This window comes from Rhizobium hidalgonense (assembly GCF_002914525.1).
Lineage (GTDB): Bacteria > Pseudomonadota > Alphaproteobacteria > Rhizobiales > Rhizobiaceae > Rhizobium > Rhizobium hidalgonense.
On record NZ_LODW01000084.1, the window covers coordinates 1 to 18,522 of the forward strand.

At 61.9% G+C, this 18,522-nt stretch carries 20 protein-coding genes and 1 pseudogene; 6 read left to right on the forward strand and 15 right to left on the reverse strand.

Annotated features, from left to right (window positions below; translation table 11 throughout):
* Positions 1-96: pseudogene (locus ATY29_RS37895) on the forward strand (helix-turn-helix domain-containing protein); the annotation flags it as partial.
* Between the two features lie 4 nt (positions 97-100).
* On the opposite strand, the gene ATY29_RS26985 reads toward ATY29_RS37895, so the two are convergent.
* Together ATY29_RS26985 and ATY29_RS26990 are read right to left on the reverse strand one after the other, a co-directional pair.
* Positions 101-514: a hypothetical protein gene (locus ATY29_RS26985; RefSeq protein ID WP_008534291.1), complete on the reverse strand. Its 414-nt coding sequence runs from the start codon at positions 512-514 to the stop codon at positions 101-103.
* Positions 515-523: 9 nt separating this feature from the next.
* Positions 524-1,072, reverse strand: a complete 549-nt coding sequence (locus ATY29_RS26990) for a hypothetical protein (protein WP_008534289.1) — start codon at positions 1,070-1,072, stop codon at positions 524-526.
* 253 nt (positions 1,073-1,325) lie between these two features.
* Here ATY29_RS26990 and ATY29_RS37035 point away from each other — a divergent pair, with 253 nt between their 5' ends.
* The 4 genes from ATY29_RS37035 to ATY29_RS27005 all read left to right on the forward strand — a co-directional run bounded on the left by ATY29_RS37035 (position 1,326) and on the right by ATY29_RS27005 (position 5,453).
* A complete protein-coding gene (locus tag ATY29_RS37035; RefSeq protein ID WP_004672595.1) occupies positions 1,326-1,484 on the forward strand; it encodes a hypothetical protein in 159 nt (52 codons plus the stop codon).
* Positions 1,485-1,653: 169 nt separating this feature from the next.
* Entirely contained in the window at positions 1,654-2,541 is an 888-nt protein-coding gene (locus ATY29_RS26995; RefSeq protein ID WP_225882925.1) for a SctD/MshK family protein, read from the forward strand.
* 23 nt (positions 2,542-2,564) lie between these two features.
* A complete protein-coding gene (locus ATY29_RS27000; RefSeq protein WP_008534277.1) occupies positions 2,565-4,496 on the forward strand; it encodes a flagellar biosynthesis protein FlhA in 1,932 nt (643 codons plus the stop codon).
* A 42-nt stretch (positions 4,497-4,538) separates the two neighbouring features.
* Positions 4,539-5,453, forward strand: coding sequence for a pectate lyase (locus ATY29_RS27005; RefSeq protein ID WP_008534276.1), 915 nt, complete (start codon positions 4,539-4,541; stop codon positions 5,451-5,453).
* Positions 5,454-5,513: 60 nt separating this feature from the next.
* Here ATY29_RS27005 and ATY29_RS27010 read toward each other — a convergent pair whose 3' ends face one another.
* From ATY29_RS27010 to ATY29_RS27065, 12 genes are all read right to left on the reverse strand, one after another.
* Positions 5,514-6,311, reverse strand: a complete 798-nt coding sequence (locus ATY29_RS27010) for an EscU/YscU/HrcU family type III secretion system export apparatus switch protein (protein ID WP_064823763.1) — start codon at positions 6,309-6,311, stop codon at positions 5,514-5,516.
* A complete protein-coding gene (locus ATY29_RS27015; protein WP_008534267.1) occupies positions 6,298-7,107 on the reverse strand; it encodes an EscT/YscT/HrcT family type III secretion system export apparatus protein in 810 nt (269 codons plus the stop codon). The genes ATY29_RS27010 and ATY29_RS27015 overlap by 14 nt, the downstream gene beginning before the upstream one ends.
* A gap of 10 nt (positions 7,108-7,117) precedes the next feature.
* Positions 7,118-7,387: a flagellar biosynthetic protein FliQ gene (locus tag ATY29_RS27020; RefSeq protein WP_004672590.1), complete on the reverse strand. Its 270-nt coding sequence runs from the start codon at positions 7,385-7,387 to the stop codon at positions 7,118-7,120.
* Between the two features lie 65 nt (positions 7,388-7,452).
* Complete coding sequence (sctR, locus tag ATY29_RS27025) at positions 7,453-8,106, reverse strand: type III secretion system export apparatus subunit SctR (RefSeq protein WP_008534263.1); 654 nt, start codon at positions 8,104-8,106, stop codon at positions 7,453-7,455.
* A complete protein-coding gene (locus ATY29_RS27030) occupies positions 8,106-9,125 on the reverse strand; it encodes a FliM/FliN family flagellar motor switch protein (protein ID WP_008534260.1) in 1,020 nt (339 codons plus the stop codon). The genes sctR and ATY29_RS27030 overlap by 1 nt, the downstream gene beginning before the upstream one ends.
* Positions 9,122-10,441 (reverse strand): FliI/YscN family ATPase, encoded by a 1,320-nt coding sequence (locus tag ATY29_RS27035; protein ID WP_029875511.1) that lies wholly within the window; start codon positions 10,439-10,441, stop codon positions 9,122-9,124. Before ATY29_RS27035 ends, ATY29_RS27030 begins: the two co-directional genes overlap by 4 nt.
* The gene (gene sctL / locus ATY29_RS27040) at positions 10,434-10,997 is read right to left on the reverse strand and encodes a type III secretion system stator protein SctL (protein ID WP_004672586.1); all 564 of its coding nucleotides are present in this window, start codon (positions 10,995-10,997) and stop codon (positions 10,434-10,436) included. The genes ATY29_RS27035 and sctL overlap by 8 nt, the downstream gene beginning before the upstream one ends.
* Positions 10,994-11,623 (reverse strand): hypothetical protein, encoded by a 630-nt coding sequence (locus tag ATY29_RS27045; RefSeq protein ID WP_008534242.1) that lies wholly within the window; start codon positions 11,621-11,623, stop codon positions 10,994-10,996. The genes sctL and ATY29_RS27045 overlap by 4 nt, the downstream gene beginning before the upstream one ends.
* 2 nt (positions 11,624-11,625) lie before the next feature.
* Positions 11,626-12,456 carry a type III secretion system inner membrane ring lipoprotein SctJ gene (sctJ, locus tag ATY29_RS27050; RefSeq protein ID WP_008534240.1) on the reverse strand — a complete coding sequence of 277 codons (831 nt, stop codon included), beginning with the start codon at positions 12,454-12,456 and terminating at the stop codon, positions 11,626-11,628.
* Positions 12,453-12,929, reverse strand: a complete 477-nt coding sequence (locus ATY29_RS27055) for a hypothetical protein (RefSeq protein ID WP_004672583.1) — start codon at positions 12,927-12,929, stop codon at positions 12,453-12,455. Before ATY29_RS27055 ends, sctJ begins: the two co-directional genes overlap by 4 nt.
* 50 nt (positions 12,930-12,979) lie before the next feature.
* Complete coding sequence (locus ATY29_RS27060; protein ID WP_004672582.1) at positions 12,980-13,237, reverse strand: hypothetical protein; 258 nt, start codon at positions 13,235-13,237, stop codon at positions 12,980-12,982.
* 303 nt (positions 13,238-13,540) lie between these two features.
* Positions 13,541-16,081: a hypothetical protein gene (locus ATY29_RS27065; RefSeq protein WP_004672581.1), complete on the reverse strand. Its 2,541-nt coding sequence runs from the start codon at positions 16,079-16,081 to the stop codon at positions 13,541-13,543.
* A gap of 25 nt (positions 16,082-16,106) precedes the next feature.
* On the opposite strand from ATY29_RS27065, the gene ATY29_RS37900 reads away from it, so the two are divergent.
* The gene (locus ATY29_RS37900) at positions 16,107-16,397 is read left to right on the forward strand and encodes a hypothetical protein (RefSeq protein ID WP_004672580.1); all 291 of its coding nucleotides are present in this window, start codon (positions 16,107-16,109) and stop codon (positions 16,395-16,397) included.
* Between the two features lie 207 nt (positions 16,398-16,604).
* Here the strand turns inward: ATY29_RS37900 and ATY29_RS27070 are convergent.
* Positions 16,605-18,522 (reverse strand): hypothetical protein (locus tag ATY29_RS27070; RefSeq protein WP_097537437.1); only part of this gene is annotated, 1,918 nt, incomplete at its 5' end.

Genomic DNA, 18,522 nt, shown 5'->3' on the forward strand with positions numbered 1-18,522 from the left:
CCGCGTGTGCGCAGCCGGGTCGTTGCCCTCGTCAGCTCGATTGTCGATGAAGAGATGGAAGAACAGAAGCCGGTTGGTTCATCTGCTGGTTCTTAGCTCCCTACCGGTCGATTTTCTCCGCTGCTTCAAGCGAAAATTCGACGCGCAATACCGCCTTCTGTGCTCGCGAAAAATCGGCGGCGACGTGTTCTGCCCGCTCTTGCGCGGCGCGCCGGGCGGCTTTGTGTTGCGCAAGCGATAGGCCGGCATCGGCTTCATGGCTGCGCAATACGGATTGTCGCATCAGCGCGTCCTGAAGCTCGGCGGCGGCGATGACACCACTCTTGCGCAATACGTCGACGACAGGATTGCCGGCGGCCCGGCTTGCCGCGATGTCGAGCGCTTCGGAGGCTTTCGTTTCCCGCTCCCGCGCGCTTTCGGCATCCGCCCGCGCCTCGGAGAGGCTGCGGGAAAGATTGTCCGCCCGCAGGCTGCGGATCTGCAGCAACTGCCTGAGAGATTTCAACGCCTTCATATCAGCCGCTCAGGCACCGTTGTTCGTCGTCAGGATTTCCAGCTGGCCGCCCTTGATGACCTTGATGCTGTCGGCTTGCTGCCGGCTCAGCACGTCTTCGACGGCCTTGGTGAAGACGGCGGGCCCGCGCACCAGCACCAAGCCGCTGGCGGGATCTTCACGCAGCGCATCGTCCGGCAGCAGCGGGAACAGCGCGCGAATGGCGTTTTGCTCGGTCTTCCAGCTGCGGCCGCCGCGATCGAGGACAACGGTGGAGACCTCCTGCTTCGGCGCGATGATGATGCGGCTGCCGTCATAGGCGACGAAGAGATTGCTGGCATCGCCAAGCTTGACAAAGGCCTTGGCTCCGCTTTCCCGGACGGACCAGTGCTCGACCTTGCCGCTCAGCGTCCCGACTGTCGTGACCGGGATGCCGGACATGAAGGACAGCGTCTGGACGACATCGCCAAGCGGCAGGGAGACGACATCCAGGCGCACCTCCCGCTCGCTGGCGCCGGCCGGTGGAGGAAAGGAGGCCAGCAGTCCGATAGCGGCCATGTAAACAAAACGCGCAAACATCTGAGTTTACCTCACGATCCGGATATCGCCCGACAACTAATGAACGAATGAAGGCAGGGCTGCGAAATCCAATCTATTAATAATTATCTGATCTACTGTTGCAGATCATCGGTCCGCTGGGAACAGGACGGATATCCATTTCGCGCATTTGTTGTACATATCGCGAATTAATAACTTTTTAACATAAGCTATTGAATTCGATCTTGAATTCTGCAAGGCTCTGGCCGCCAAAACCATGCAAGGAGTTCAAGACATGGCTAGTACTTCGACACTTGATGCGGGCATCGGCTCGGCGATTTCCGCCTTCAAGTCGGCCCAGAACGAAGCGACCGAGCAGAGCCTGAAGGTTGCAACCGAAATCACCAAGATCAACGGCGTCGCAAACGCCATCAAGAAGATCGGCCCAGGCTGATTGAAACAATGGCGAGACGGGTTCGCCCGTCTCGCTTCCCCGCTCTCGAAGACAATAAAAGCCGCTCGACGGACGGTTCGGGAACAAGATGGTTATGGATCTAGATTCCTCTTCGCCGACATTCAGAGGTAACGCCGGCAACGCTGCGTCAGGCAGCGGCGGACCGGTCTTGCGCATCACGCGTGCCGGGCGCAGCTCCAATCTGCCGCTGACGGCGGAGCGGCAGGTGGTCGGCGGCAGCGCCGATTGCGACCTGATCATCCTCGGCGCCAAACCAGAACCCGCCTTTGCCATCAGTTTGCAGCGCTCCCGCGGCTCCGACACGGTGTCGTTGACCGCGCTGCGGGATGACGTCGTGATCAACGGTCGTTCCATCCCACGCGATCGGACGATGACCCTTACGAAGAGGCAGACCATCTCCTTCGACGGCACGGCCTGCGAACTCGAAGGTCTCGGCGCCGGGCGCGTGCGGTTCGCGCCACGCCGGATTGCGGCTGCCGGCCTTCTCGGGCTGGCGGCGTTGCTTTTGCTGGCCGGGCTTTACAACAGCGATGCGCCGGCTCACGAAGCCCCGCTCGTCAGGGTTTCCGCCGCGCCGGAACCGGCGCCGTCATCGGCGGCAATTGCTGCCGAAATCCGCCAGGTCATTCGTATGGCTCAGCTTCCCCAAGATCTGAGCATCGTCGCCACCGCCGACGAGATTCGCATCGGCGAAGGATCGCGCCCTCTCTGCCTGCCCGACAAGGCCAAGCTGCGCAGCATCATCGCCTCGATGAGCCGGCGCGGTTCCGTTTCCATCGTCGATCTCACCGCCCTCTCTTCCGGTCTCGACGGCTTCGTCGCCGCCGCCGGCTATACGCCCGTCAGATTCATCATCGGCTCCGACGGCCGCCGCTACGAGGAAGGCGATGTCGTTTCGAGCGGCTGGCGGATCAAGGAGATCGGCAAAGACCAGATGACCGTTTCCCGCGACAGTGAGGACGATACGGTCAATTTCGCCCCCGCCGGCAGTGCCGAGCCGAAGCTCGCCGAAATTTCCAGCAGCGAACAAGAATAGGCGATGGCGTCGGAAGCCGGATCATGAAGGTAAGGTCATCCGCCATCGCCATGCTTGCGCAACGCACCGATATGCTGCTTGCGGTGTTTTTCGCCTCCGTCGTGACGATGCTGGTGCTGCCGCTTCCGACAATCGTTCTGGACGTGCTGATCGCTTTCAATCTCTCCTTCGCTTTCGTGGTGCTGATCACCACGACCTATCTGAAGAGCGTGCTTGAAATCTCGACCTTTCCCGCGGTCATTCTGATCGGCACGCTGTTCCGCCTGGCCTTGACGATTTCCTCGACCCGGCTCGTGCTGGCGGACGCCGATGCCGGCGAGATCATCATGGCCTTCGGCGATTTCGTCGTTGCGGGAAATGTCGTCGTCGGGCTGATCATTTTCCTGATCGTGGCGCTGGTGCAGTTCATCGTGGTGACGAAGGGCGCCGAGCGCATCGCCGAGGTCGGCGCGCGTTTCACGCTCGACGCCATGCCCGGCAAGCAGCTCGCCATCGACAGCGACCTGCGTAACGGCCATATCACCACGGAAGCCGCGCAGAAGCGCCGGTCGCGCCTCGAACAGGAGAGCCAGTTCTTCGGGGCGATGGACGGCGCGATGCGCTTCGTCAAGGGCGATGCGGTCGCAGGATTGGTGATCGTCGCCGTCAATCTCATCGGCGGCCTGGCGATCGGTATCTTCCAGAAGGGCCTGAGCTTCGCCGAGGCCGCCCATCTCTATACGCTGCTGTCGATCGGCGACGGTCTGGTGTCGCAGATTCCGTCCATTCTGATGGCAGTCTCGGCCGGTATCGTCGTGACCCGCGTGTCCGATGACGGCAACGGCAGTCTCGGCAGCGATATCGGCCGCGAACTCTTCCGGGAGCCCCGTGCATTGGCGATTGCGGCGGCGCTGACGATCTGCGCGGGCTTCGTGCCGGGATTTCCCACAGGCGTGCTCGGCGCGATCGGCCTGTGTCTGGCGGGCCTTGCCTTCATGGTGCATCGCCGGCGCGCCGGCCCAGCCGCGGCCGGATCGGCAAATGCCGTGGAAAGCGCCAATTCCTATCCGCTCGACAGGACGAAATATGGCGATCCCGTCATCGCCACCGTCGCGGTGGAAACGCTGGCGCGGCTTGAGGCGATGCGACTCGGCGAAATGCTGGACGGGCGGATCCGCATGGCGGCGCGCGCCGTCGGCGTCTCCGTGACGGTGCCGACGTTCAACGCCGATCCCCGCATGGCCGAGGATCTGATCCACCTTCAGGTCGAAAACGTGCCCGCCGGTCTCGTCAGCTGCGGTCCCGAACGGACGGCCGAACAGATTGCCGACGACATCGTGCGCATCGTCCGCCGCCATATCGGCGCCCTGTTCAGCGTCGACGACGCGGCACAATGGCTGGGCAGCCTCGAACCGCGTCTCGGCAAACTGGCGATCGACGTCGCCACCCAGGTGCCGCTGATGCTGACGGTCGCGGTCGTCAGACGCCTGCTGGATTCCGGCGTGACGCTTTCCCAGCCGCGCGGACTGCTGGAAGTGATGCTGCACGCCGGCACCGATCACGCGCCGGATGCCCTGGCCGAAATGGCGCGCGCCGCGCTGGTCAAGCAGATCGCCTTCGGGCTTCTCGACCGGCGCGGATTGCTGCCGGCGCTGGTGCTTCCCGCCGAATGGGACCACTTCATCCGCTCCTATGACGCCGCTGGAGCGACCGAGAAGATCGAGATAGCCGAAAGGCTGCGCCTGCTGGCCGAGAAAGCCAGGCAGGCTCTCGAGGACGCCAACGAGCGGGGATACGATCCCATCATCATCGTGCCGGGCGAGTGGCGCCTGCTCACCCAGACGCTGATGATCCACCACAACTGCCGCATTCCGGTGCTGGCGGCGGAGGAGATCGACAGGGATATAACGATCGAAACCATCGGAGAGATCGGGCAAATCCGGAACGCTGCCGGCTCCAAACAAAGGCCGGGCTGATAGAGCAAGTGAAGTAGACGAGACCAACTGGGGATGAATGCAATGTGTGGCGTAGATGGACAAAGGCCCATAGACTTCGACAGAACCTCCCGTTTCGACCTTGAGTCCGATTGCCTTGGCGGCAGCAATAGGGCCGACACGGATTTCACCGCCATCCGAACCCGCAAGGTCTCGCCCTTCGAAGATTTCTCCGGCAACCCGCCGACGCTGACCTCCTATGTGCCGAAGTCGCGGGAAACGTCGGAAAACGGCATGGATTCCGACCCCAAGGATCTGCTGCGCAAGCACATCAACTGGCAATCCCACTCCAAGAAGGTGGATCCATCCGACGAGAAACAGGCCACGACTTTGCAGACCACGACGGAAAAACCCGACCTCTCGAAAGAGGGCAGCGTCATCGTCGTCAACGAGCCGATCGTCGTGGATGGCGGCGTGTTCGACGGCAAGGGCGCGACCTATACGGCCTCGTCCAAGCTCGGCGATGGCGGCCAGTCCGAAACCCAATCGCCGCTGTTCATTCTCAAGAACGGCGCGACGCTCAAGAATGTCAATCTCGGCGAGAATGGCGCCGACGGAATCCACGTCTATGGCGGCGCGACGCTCGAAAACGTCAATTGGCAGAATGTCGGCGAGGATGCGCTGACGGTAAAAAGCGCCGGCGACGTCACTATTGTCGGTGGCTCCGCCAAGGGCGCGACCGACAAGATCTTCCAGATCAATGCCGACACGAGGTTCTATCTGAAGGATTTCGTCGCTGACGGCTTTACCACGCTCGTGCGCACCAACGGCGGCAAGCAGATCGACGCCGACGTCACCATCGACGGCGGGGCGTTCTCCCACGGCAGCAACGTCTTCCGCACCGACAGCTCACTTGCCAGCGTGACGTTCCTCTCCGATATCACGCTGGACGATGTGAAGAACTGGACGCGTGTAGGTGACAACCAATCGGGCGTCTGAGACGCCCGACCACCGGAACCGCAAAGCGAAGATCAAGCGGGCGGCTTAGGCTCCCGCTTTTCATTGCCGGCCTGGTCCTTGCCTGCGCGGCGGGCTGCTGCGCATTTCCGCGCCGATTTGCCGGCGCGCCGATTTCAGCTTCGGGTCGCCCTGGATATCCTTGTATTCGCGCCGCGCCTCGGTCTTGGTCATGCGGTGTTCGTGCCTGAACAACGCGCGCGAAATGCGGATATCGAAAAACGCCGCGGCCACCATGATGCCGGCGGCAATGACGAGGATCGAGCCGAGGAGATGGGCTGTCGCGGAGAGCGTGCATGCTTCTCCGCAAAGAGGCGACCAGAAGATGCTGTTGAGGAAATAGAGGATCGCACCGCCGCCGGCGGTGGCGAGCAGGACAAACTTGACGAGCCCCTTGACGAACTCGGCGATGCTCGCGAGCGAAAAAAGCCTCTTGATGCCCTCGAACGGATTGAGCCGGGTGAAATCGAAGCTCATATGTTTGAACGATACGGGAAACCCCTGCCCGTCGAGGATCGACACCAGGATGGTCGCGGCAAGACCCGTGGCAAGCGGCAGCCAGATGAGATCGAGCAGCGCCACGCCGGTTTCGCTCAAGCCGACAGTGACGGCGTCGGAGAGGTCGGCCCGTCCGGCGGACTGCAGGCCGCTATCGAAACTGCGGGTGAAATCCTCGAGGATAGCAGGCAAGCCCCAGGTGACGTAGACGGCGATGGCAAGGACGGAGATCGCAACCGGGATTTCCTTCGAGCGGGGAACCTGGCCCTCGCGCCGGAGCCGATCGAGCTTCACCCGGCTCGGCGGCAGGGTTTTTTCCTCGGTATCGTCATTTTTGGCCATGGGTCACCTCCAGCATGGCTTTCACCTCGTTGAATCCGTCGATCCAGAGATCGTGGAAATAGCTGGAGATAAAGGCCGTGTAGATGACGAGAATGACCACGACCGCGAAGTTCTTGATGGCCGGCAGGCTATCGTTCAGCGGGAATTGTTTCGACGAGCGGCCAACGAAGGCCAGCGACAATTCGAGCGCGCAGGTGACGATCATGAACGGGGCGGCAAGCAATCCGGCCGCTTTGAACAGCCGGCCGAATACACCGAGGATCATGTCGAGCGGATCGTCGGGCATGGCGGGCATGAGCTTGAAGAGCGGCCAGAACTCGAACGACTTGTAGAAAATCGCGACCAGATCGATGATGCCGCCGGCGCTGACGAAAAGCACCAGGGCGATCGACATCATCAGCGAACCGAGCGGCGCGGTTTCCAGCGCGTTGATCTGGTCGAAGAGATTGGCGGCATTGGCGCCGCGATAGACATCGGTCATATCACCCGCCGCCTGGGCCGCCCAAAAGGGAATGCCGAGCCCCATGCCGATAAGCGCCCCGAAGCAAAGTTCCTTCATCGAAAGGGCGGCCAGATCGAACCAGGACGTATCTCCGAGAGCCAGCACCGAATAGGCGAAGGCGACGGAGGGCGCCGAAAGGCCGATTGCCAGGCCGAAACGCAGAATGCCGACGATGCTGAACAGCGAGAAGATCGGGAAGATCAGCAGGATCCCGAGCGCGCGGGCGGCGCCGAGCATGGCCGCGGCCGGTGCCGCGACCTCGATGCCGACGAGCGGAAGATGATCCGGCCCCATCCGCCCCGCCTCACTGAACCATGGTCGGGAAGTCGTTCAGGATATGAACGGAATGTTCGATCAGCGGCGTTGCCAGCACCCGGCCGAACAGCAGCAGGGTGATGGAGATCACGAAAATCTTGACGATCTGCGCGATGGTCTGCTCCTGGATTTGCGTTGCCGCCTGGAAAATGGCGATGATCAGCCCGAGAAGCGCGGCCAGGCCTAGAATGGGGCCGGCCAAGGCGAAGGTCGCCATGACGGACATGCCGATTTCGGCTGCGACCTGGTCTTCACCCATGACGGCAGGCCTTTCGCGTGGGCGCGGCAGGCGCTCGAACCGGGGCTTTCGTCAAGGCGCGATGCTCACTGCGCATAGGACAGCACCAGACCTTCCAGCAATCGCCGCCAGCCGTCGATCGAGACGAACAGCAGCAGCTTCAGCGGTGTCGACACCACGGTCGGGGACATCATCTGCATGCCGAGCGCCACCAGAATGGCGGAGACGGCGAAGTCGATCATCAGGAAGGGCAGATAGATCAGAAATCCGATTTCAAAGGCCCGCGTCAGTTCCGAAACGAGGAAGCTCGGCGTCAGCACGGTGATATCGTCGGAGGCAATGGGGGTTGCCGGCGCGTTTGCCCAGATCTTCTGCGACGCCTGCACGAAAAAGTCGCGCACCTCGGCGTCGGAAAATTTCAGCATGAAATCCTTCAGCGGCGCTGCCACTTTGATCATGCCGTCCGCCATGCCACTGACCGTGCCGAAATCGCCGCTATGGGCGAGCAGCAATTGCCAGCTGTTTTGCAGCACCGGGTTCATCACGAAGGCCGAGAGCACGATGGCAATCGCAAAGACCAGGAGATTCGGCGGCGTCTGCTGGATGCCGATCGCATTGCGCACGATCAGCAGGACGACTGAAATCTTGGTGAAGGAGGTTGCGATCACGGCAATGACCGGCAGCATCGAGATCGCCGCCATTGCCGCGAGGCTCTGGGCAAGAGGAAAGCTCTGTTCCATCAGTCGTGCAGCGCCGTGACGCGAACGGCGCTCAACCCATCCACGGAAATGATTTCGCCCCGTCCGATAATGCGGCCCTGGGCGATGATATCGACGGCGTCCGACAATGGCCTGTCGAGGTTGAACACATAGCCCTCGCCGATCGTCTCGAGTGCGCGCAGCGGCAACTCCAGCCGTCCGGCATCGAAGACCAGCTTGATCGGGATGCTATCGACAGGCGACGGACGCGGCTCGCCCTGCAATTCCTGATCGACGGTGTCATTCGTCATGAAATGCCTCATTGGTCCGGTTGGCGTCGACAGGAGCGGCTCGGTGAGGACCGCGCCTTTGTCCGAGCGCATGCAGGTTGCGAGGTAACGTTCACCCGTGATCGCGACCACGGTCTCCGCTGCCCCCCCATCGATGACGATGCCGTCCCCCAATCGCAGGGATTTGATCTGACCGACCGACAGCACGGCATAACCGCGCCGGATGTTGACCGCCGTCGTCAGGGCATTGAGCGTGCGGCGCGGTAGGCGGCTTGCCCAGCCGACGAGGCCGGCAAGGAAGGTTTCATCGAAACGGCCGCTCAAGGGCAGGCTCATGCCGCTCCAGCCGATTTCGAAGCCGAAATTGCCGCTGAAATCCGGCTGCGGCTCTGCACCGATCTGCAGCAGCGACAGGCTGATGCCGATCTTGTTCTCGATTTCCTCGAAGGCCTCGACGAACTGATGTTCGACCACCGCCGCCTGTTCGTGCGGTGACAGTTTTTCCCAGAGGAGCAGCGGTTCAAGCCTTTCGGCCAGCAACCACAATGCGCCGGCCGACGCAATCAGCGTCTGCTCCCGTTCGCCGACGCGGCAGAGAATGCCGACTGGATCGGCAATCCGCGCGGCTGCGATATCGGGGGACAGCGGGCGAACGGAAAGCGTCTGCTCCCGGACCGGAATTTGCCAGGCGGCGCGCATCGTCGTGCCGGAACGGGAAAAGAAGCTCCCGGCCATCGATGAGCGGGGCCATGCGGGCGCGGCGATATTCATCGGACAAGCTCCTCGAGCGCTTCGACGATCGCGCCGAACGGCTGCGGCTTGCCCTGGCCGTCAAACAGGAAGCGCTGGATGAGCCCGTGTTTGGCGACGGCCTCGTCGACGGCTGCGTCGCGCCCCTGGCGATATTCGCCGACGCGGATCAGCAGTTCCACCTCGTCATAGAGGGCAAGCAGGGCGCGCAGCCTGTCGGCTGCCTGGCGATGGCTCTCGCTCACCACTGCGCTCATCGTCCGGCTTCGGCTGGCCAGCACATCGATCGCCGGAAAATTGCCTGCCTTGGCAATCTTGTCGGAGAGCACGATATGGCCGTCCAGCAGCGATCTGGTTTCTTCGGCAATCGGATCGTCTTGCTCTTCGCCTTCGACGAGCACCGTATAGAAAGCCGTCATCATGCCGTTTGCGCTGTTGCCGGCACGCTCGAAGATTTGCGGCAGGACGGCGAATACGGAAGGCGGAAAGCCGCGCCGCACCGGCGGTTCGCCGGCGGCAAGCCCCACTTCGCGCAAGGCGCGGGCCATGCGGGTGACGCTGTCGATGACGAGCAGCACGTGTTTTCCCTGCTCGCGAAAATATTCGGCGATCGCCGTTGCCGTCATCACCGCCTTGAACCGCTCCAGCGCCGGGCGGTCGGATGTGGCGACAACCAGCGTCACATTCGAGGGGACGCCTTCCGGCATGTTGCCGGCAACGAATTCGCCGACCTCGCGTCCGCGTTCGCCCACCAGGGCGCAGACGATCACATCGGCCTTGTTGTTGGCGACGATCTGGGACACCAGCGTCGACTTGCCGGCGCCAGGCGCGCCGAAAATACCGATGCGCTGGCCCTGCCCGCAGGTCAGCAATCCGTCCAGGGCGGCAATTCCCGAGGTGAACGGCTGGCGGATGGGACGGCGCGACAAGGGGTTGACCGGCTGGCCGTAGAGCGGCTGCAGGAAACGCGCGTCCTCGCCGGCCGGATTGGCGGAGGGACGCAGGACGTTGCCGTGCGCATCGACGATCGCGCCGAGCAGGAAGTTGCCGACAGAGATCGCCGGCTCCCGGCCGGTCGGGACGATTTCCGTGCGCTGGGAGATGCCGCGGGTTTCGCCGTGAAGCGAGAGAAGTGCCGTCTCGCCGTCGATACCGACGACATCGGCGAGGCCGATGCGGCCCCTGCCCGGCTCATGCAGTTCGCAGAGCTCGCCGATCCGAACCGAGGGGATGAGCGCCCGCACCAGCAGGCCCGAAACACTCGTCACGCGGCCGCTCTGCCGTCGCACGTCCGTCTGTTCGAGCGTCCGCTCCATGCGAAGCAATGCGTCAGCCATGGACGAGGGCCTCGATCACGGTGGCGAGCTGGTCTTTCAAGCCGATCTGGCTTCGTCCCGCCGATGTCTCCAGGACGATCTCGCCGGCAGACATCAGCGGATCCGTTTCGATAGTGATGCGATGATCGATATCCGCAATTGCCTGGGCGATCATGGCGGCATCCTCGGGGGCGACATGGAGGGCGATCTCCTGGGCCTCTGCGGTCTGGGATATGGCGTGGCGGACCAATCGCCTGGTGCGTTCGTCGGCCTCCATTGATCCGAGGATCAATCCGACCGATTTCAGAACCACCGCCTCGACCCAGCTGTCGAGATTGGCAATCTCCTGTTCGGCTTTTCCGAGCGAGGCGGCAAGCCGTGCGGCGGCATCACGAACGCCCTGTTCGAACCCGTCGCGATAGCCGTTTTGGGCGGCCTGCTCGCTGGCGGCTGCAAGTGTGGCCTGGGATTGGGCGGCGTCCTGGCGGGCAGCCGCCAGAATTTGCGCCGCCTCCCTGATCTGGCCGAAGTTTTCCGCCGGAATGATGCGGTCGTGGCGTGCAAATCCCGAGCTCATCGTCCGGCGCCTTCCTGTGTGGAGGCGACCTCGTCGACGGCGGCCGTCGCCAGAACGAGCGCCGGGCTCTTCAACAGGGAAGCCGAGCCGTTTTCGGCCATGTCGCGCCAGCCCGCCCACCGCCATGCCGCAGAGATCCGATATTCGTCTGCCAGAAGCGTCAGCATCGACCAGCCATCGGCCTCGACGACATGCCTTGCCTGCTCGCTCAACAGATCAAGCGGCGGCGTTGCCGTGGAAAGATTGATGTGGCCGAGGGCGAATGCGACCGCTTCCTCGCCGTAGGCGGCCCTGAGCCTCGCAAGGGTCGGGCGATCGACCGCGGGGCAGAAGGCTGCGAGATGATAGGCGAAGCCCGCCCGGAACGCGGCCTTTGCGAGTCCGTCCGCGTCCATGGAAATCAGGCGGCGGGCGCCGTCGGCAAATGTGGCGGGGTCGCCATGGGCTTCTGCGATCTCCGTGAAAAGCCGCCGGTGCAGCCGCCGCGACAGGGTAGACCCATCGGCAAGGAGCGGCGCGGTCCCATCCCATCGGGCGGCCGTCAGCATATCCGCGGAAAGCAGCGCTGCCCTGCGGATCCTCGCCGCATCCGAGATCGCCTCGCCGTCCGAACGCGGCGTGCGCATGCTCAGCGCTCCTTCCGCTGCGGCAACAGCAGCAGCAGGCATGCCCCGATGGCGAGGATAATTGCGCCGATCACGGCCAGATTGGGGGCCTTGAAAGCCGAGAGAGCGCTTTGCACCATCGAGAATGGCGCTGCGGCGGGTGCCGGCGTCACGGTTGCCGCCGGGGCCGATGCTGCCGTTGCCGGCGGGGCCGCCGGCGCGCCGACCTCCGACCAGGGGCTGACCACCACCGAGACATCTTCGTAAGAGAGATCACGGATGCTGTTGACCAGAACGGACCGGCTTTTCATGTCGATCTCGTTGAGATTGGCGCCGGGGCGATATTGCAACACGGCCGCCGCCCTCGCCTTTTCCTTGATGAGCCCGCGGCCGTTTTCCTCCGGCAGCACCACATGGACGCGCGCCGTCGCCACGCCGTCAAGCCCCGAAAGCGTTTCGGCAAGCTGCTGCTCGATGGCGTAGCTCATCCGGGCTTTTTGTTCGTAAGGCGTCACAAGGAAGCCGTTGCCGGGAAAGAGTTCGGCGACATTTCCGAACGACTGACGCGGCAGACCGGCGCCCGCCAGCAACTCGATCGCCCGGGCATGATCGGCTGATTCAGCGGCGATCGCATAGGTCCCGCCCTTTTCGCTCTTCATGGTGACGGAGATGCCGGCGCGTTCGAGCAGGACCTGAGCATCCAGCGCATCGCGCTGATCGAGTCCCGTCAGCACGTCCTGGCTGCAGGCGGCGAGGAACAGGCAGAGGGCGAGCATGGCGGCCTTCGGAAGGACTTTGCGCGCGGGCGAAGTGATCGGTGATCTCGCAAGGGCCGATGTGATCATGATATTCACTGGCCCTGCGTCAGCCGTTTGGACGACGACATCACCGACTGGGTGAGTGACGACAGCAGCGTCGTGCCGGTCGCGAATTGCTGTGATTTCTCCAGCCGGTCGATCGATGTCGTGATGTCTTCGATCTTCGGGCCGCTGTGATCCTTGTCCGCGGCAAATCGCACCAGCGGCGTCTCCGGCTGGCCGTTCCCGGCCACCGGCATGAAGAATGCCGACAGCCGGTCGAGAATGCTGGAGGGCCTGGTATTGCCTTCCGGTGAATAGGAGGGCGGGACGGCGTCGGACTCAGGCGCGATCTTGCGGCCCTGGATGTTGGGAATGGAGGTGAGTTCGGTTGGCCGAAGGCCGGCGAAATCCGCCGGCTGCAGCCCGATCCGCTCCGCCACGATCTCCGAGGTCTTCAGCACATTGCCTGTCGATACGCCATCAACGGGCGGCGTAAAGGCGCGGCCGGTAAGTTCTTCTCCGCTCATTGCAATTCCTCAACTCGGTACACGTCAACTGCAAACGATGAACGGGAACGCTACTCGTCGCTGCCTTCGTCGATCGCCTCCTTGGCGAAATTGAAAAGCGAATTGTTCAGCATCAGGGTGTTGGAAATCATGCCTGGCAGAAACGCGTCCACGGCAGCGGAGAGTATCTCGCTCTCGCTGTTCGGATCGACCTTTTTCGTCGTGCTGCCGGTGGTGTCCTTGGAATCTGTCTTATCAGTCGTCAGCTCCACCGAGACAGGGTTTGCAGGCGCCAGGTTCAGGTCGGAATTCACTGCATCTACGGCCATATGAGCACTTCCATCAAGGAGTTATCAAAATGAATGCATGATTTGATATGGATAAAAAAACGGCCGGTCAATTGTTTAAACTTAACCGATGGTTAATTTTCGGAAATTACAATTGCTTTGACAACTTTCTCGACCTTTATATTAAAATTGAACGTTTTTATCCATAAAGCGCAGCAGATATCCAGATTGCGCATGAAATTCATACTTAAATTTATTGCTATCAAATATTCACAGGCCCGACCGCCTCTACGCCAACCGGGCCTGTGAGTACCCAGATATTTGGTGTTGCGAAAGCGTCCCGGATCAGCCCACCGCCGTACCGCGGCGCTTCTCGATATCGGCGATGATCGCGTCCCAGTTCTCAGGGGTCAGCTCGCGCTGTTCCGGGTCGCGGGGCGCGGGGGCGACGCCGCCCTTGGCGCCGACGCGCTGACCTGTTTTGGCGTAGATGCCGACCGTGTCGTTGACAGTGCGCTTAAGCATGTCGTTCATCATGTCGGTCTGCTTGTGGAAGGCTTTTTCCTGCTTGATGCTCTGGTAGATGGCAAAGCCCGCCCAGGCCGCCCAGGACACCGCGCCGGCGATTGCGAAGGCGAGAGAGAAGCCGCCGGAGACGAGCGCTACCGTTGCGCCCGTGCGCCCGAGGAAGGTGGAATTCACCAGCATATTGGCAACGCCTGCGATGCCCTCGATCGCGCCGACCGTGTCCGCCGCGGTTCCGATACCCATGAAGATGAGATCGACCGGATCGCCCTTGCCACTGGTGAGCCCCTGCAGGAACTGGTAATATTCCACCGGCAGCCAAGCGACGCCGGCAACGGCGCCAACCGTCGTCCCGGTATTCTTGAAAAAGGCGGAGAGCACGCTGCGCTGCGCCCGCGCCAGCTCGTCGGAAACGCCGACGAGTGAACTGATCCCATCCAGCAGCGAAAAATTCGAGGCTTTGATCGCCGAGCCGAGCGCACTGCCCATGTGCGCGAGAGCGCCAAGGGCGTGCAGAACCACGATGCCGATGCTGTCCCAGGTCGGGCTCGTCATGTTGAGGCCGGCATAGATGGAGCGGGATGCGGTAAGCACCGACATCACGCCGGAAGAGAGCGCCGCCTTGTATTTGACAGGATCGACCCCTGCCGGCGCCGCCGTCGCGGTCTTGTCGATCAGCTTGGCAAGGTCGGCCTTGATCGTTTCGACGCTGCCGCCCGGTCGCATCGTCGCCCAAAGCGCGGTGAAGATCGTCGTGAAATTGGTCTTGTATTGCGCCATGGCATCGGCATTGCCCTTGAACAGGGTTTCCGCCAGCGCGTCGAGGCTCGGGGCGATGATCCTCTTGATCGCCTCTTCGGCGGTCTTGCCGTCGACGATGATTGGATCGATCACATCCGTGCCGGGCATCAGCGTCTTCATCAGGCCTGACATGGAAAGTCCCATGTCCTTGAGGCTCGATGTCAGATATTCGCTGTCGATATAGGGCAGATCGAGACTTTGGATGGTCTTGCTCCAGCCATTGTCCTTGGTGGCGAACATGCGCTCGGCGATCCAGGCGTCGCCGCCGCTGCCGGCGAAGAAGCGCCCGCCGTCTGAGCCGTTGGCGGCAATGCCCTTGCCGGCCAGCCCGGTGCCGATCATGATTGCCGCCATGACGTCGTTGAACGAATAGCTGGCGAGATTGCTGGAGGGCAGCGGCGAGACGCTCTTGTCCCACTCGGCATTGGCCGGCAACTTCGAGACCAGGCTGGCGCCCATGACGAGCCCTTCCAGCGCGGTCTGCACCGCATGGCGGTAGCCCAAGACCTCCTTGCCGCCGGGTGCGCTCAGGCGCGACGTCAGGCGCTCCAGATTGCCGGCGAGATCGCCGATGCCGATTTCTCCGGCGCCTACCTTGTCGAGCAGCGGACCGAGAAGCGCCTTGACGTCGGCCTTGAACTGATCGCGCACCTCGGGGCTGTCTGACCCGTAAAACTGGTTGGCCATCGCCTGGATGGTCGGGTTGAACAGGTGGGTGATATTGTTGGGAACGGTGCTGCCGAATTCGGAAGCGGCAACCTTTTTCAAACCGTCGAGGTCGATCTTGAGATCGGGGAACAGGCTCCCGCCGAGCCCGAGCGACTGGTCGAAATCCACAACCGGCAGGATGGAGCCGAGCCCCTTCAGTTCCCGCTCGGTCTTGTTGCCGGCCAGTCCCATGCGGATCAGGCCATCGAGCGCCGTCGTCGGATCGGAGATCGTCGGCAGCACGTTCTTGTCGAAGAATTCGGCATAGGTCTTGTCGGCAATCGCCGAGCGCTGCTTTACGAAATCGTCGGGAAGCACCATGGAATAGAAGCCGAGGGCGGCATTATATTCCTTGAGAATGGTGGTGACGTCCTTGCCGGATTTGAGACCGTCATTCAGCAGGCCGCCATTGACGATGTCGCGCTCAAAGGCATCCTCGACCTTCGTACGCAGGTCCTTCATCTTCTCGTCACGCGTTATCGTGTCGTTGATGATCTCGGAAGCGTCCTTGTTCGTATCGGCCGGCGCCACGCGATAACCGGAGAAGATCAGCTTGAAGGCCTTCAGCGCCTTCTCCGTCATCAGCGAGTTGACGTCGGGGTCCGAGCCCAGGATGGCGATCGACTTGTCGAGATCCTTCAGGATCTCCTGGTCGTTGTAGATGCCGCGCTGGTTGTCGCCGAGGCTGTCCTTGTATTGGCCGAAGGTCGCCTTGGTCTGAAGCAGATCGAGATACATGATCAGTTTCTGCTCGGCAGTGTAATTGTGAGGGTTTTTGACGACGTCGATGCTCTCGAAGGATTTGTCCTTGTCCTTCAGCCCTTCCATGAAGCCCTGATTGATCTCGCTCATGAAATCGGAATTGAACAGGAGATCGATGACCGGCTGGATCGGCGCTGTAGGGCGGGACGTGCCATTCGACGTGGCGGCCAGCGAAACGAACTTCGGACTGCTCGTCTGCGCCGATATAGAGGAGAAAATCGTCAGGGCTGCCGTCGTGGTCCCGTCAGAGGCAAAAGGCGATGCCTTCTTGACCGTGGTGCTCGTGGTTTTGCCCTGGCTCGTGGAATTTTCGGACTTTGGATCGGAATTGGCGTTTAGCCGGAGAAATGAAACCGTATCGATATCCGAAGATGCTGGTGCGATCGATGACATGCGTTCCCTTTGATTTTCTTTTTCCGCTTTTCGCGGATGACGTCGTTTACCTTACGTTAGGCATAAGATCGACCTTTGCGTGATAATTCAAGCCCGATCGGACATCGCGGTTGCATAAAATGCAGCGGCCTCGCGCCTGGAGATCAAAAATCACATTTTTACCGAGGGGTCGCAGGGTATTTCCCAGGCTGTGGCGGTCATCGTTGCCGCCCCTCTGCCTCTACCAGATGAATGACGGGTCTGGCCCAAATTCGAGATGCACGGACTCGCCGGTGTAGCGTTCAAGCTTCTCGTTCAGCTGCTTTTCCATTTTGTCGAGCTTCTTCACGCCATTGGCCATATCCCACAGACCAAGCGCCAGCCCGACGGCCGAGGCAACGAGGCCGGTGACCAGTCCGGCCGCGGCAAGGCCGGTTTTGGCGGCGCTGCTGAAGATGGTCACGACTTCCGGCGCCACCGTTCCGAGTCCGGAAAAGGCACGGGACATGGCATTGGTCAGATAAAGCATCGCCTCGGAGAAACCGATCAGCGCGTTGCCGGTACCGGCAATGCCGCCGATTATTTCGAGCGCGCCCTTGGCGCGGTCGCCGGCCTTCATCGACCGCGACGCCGAATAGAAGCCGAGGCCGGCCATGGCGAGGCCGCCGGCCGCGCCGAGGATCTTGCCTGCCGCTTCCATCGTCTTCGGCGAGAAGTTCATCGAGATCCCCTTGCCCCAGCTGCCAGGCTGATTGCCGAAGGCGCTGAACGGTTTGCCGGCAACGTCGAGGTTCTTGCCGAGCCCCTCCATCGTCATGCCGACGATCTGTGTCGCCGAGCCGACCGCAGCGGCGATATCGGCCGGCGTCCACTTGCCGCCGACACCGAGGCCGTGCGCCACCAGCACGCTCGACATCGTCAGCATCTGCACGGCGTGCATCAGACCGGCCTTGTACACTTCGGCATCGATGCCGGCAGGTGTACGGGTCTGGCGCGGCAGGTCGAGCGAATCCTTGAAGGAGGCAAGCGCGTCGTCGAGCTTCATACCGCCGCGCACCATGCGCAGAACGCCGTCGACGTCGCGCGCTATATCCTGCGCCAGGTTCTGCTTCAGCGTCTCGCCGCCATCTGCCGGGCCGTTTTTGCTGATGAAATCCTCGGCGAAGGTGTTTGCCAACTGGCTGATGGCGTCATTCGTTGCGCCGGGCACAAATGTGTCATCCGGACCCGACAGCAGCGGCTCGAGATCGACACCCTGGCCGTCGCCGATATAATGTTCCTTGACGATGTTCGAGAAGGTGACGTTCGCGGCGTCGAGATGCGCGTCGATATAATCCTGGGGCAGGAGATCGACGAGCGTGTTGAGTTCGGAATAATAATCCTTCAGGGCATCTTCGAAGCTCTTGCCGGCGCTCAGCGCCCGGTCGATCGCCTTGCCGCCGCCGATATCGATCAGATAGGCGTCTTCGATGTTGGTGAGCAGATCGGAATTCTCCGGGCTTTGCAGATATTCCTTCATGCCGCTCGCGAAGATATCCGAGAGATGCTGCTGCGTCGCCGGATCGGCCGTCAGCTTTTCGATCCGCGCATCGAGGTCCTTGCCGACGCGCTCGCCATCGGGCACGCTGTCGCCATACTGGTTCATATAGCCATTGAACTGCTGTTTGATCTCGATGAGATCGTAGAGCACCGTCGCCTTCTGTTCCGGCGTCAGCTGGTCGAGGTGGTCCATGTTGTCGGGCGCGACGAAATTCCGGTTCACGTCCTTCACGGCGTCGCCGAGAATGCCGTATTTGAGTTCGTCGAGCTTCTTCAGCGTCGGCTCATAGGCGGTCGACGGAGCGTAGCCGCGCAGCACCTTGCTTTCCAGGATGTCGTTCTCGTCGATCGGGCGCTCCACGACCGGCTCGATGGCATCCGAGCCCGACATGACAAGGTCCATCTTCTTGAGGCTCGATGTCAGATAGTCGCTGTCGATATAGGGCAGATCGAGATTTTGGACGGTCTTGCTCCAGCCATTGTCCGTGGTGGCGAACATACGCTCGGCGATCCAGGCGTCACCGCCGCTGCCGGCGAAGAAGCGCCCGCGATCTGAGCCGTTGGCGGCAATGCCCTTGCCGGCCAGCCCGGTGCCGATCATGATTGCCGCCATGACGTCG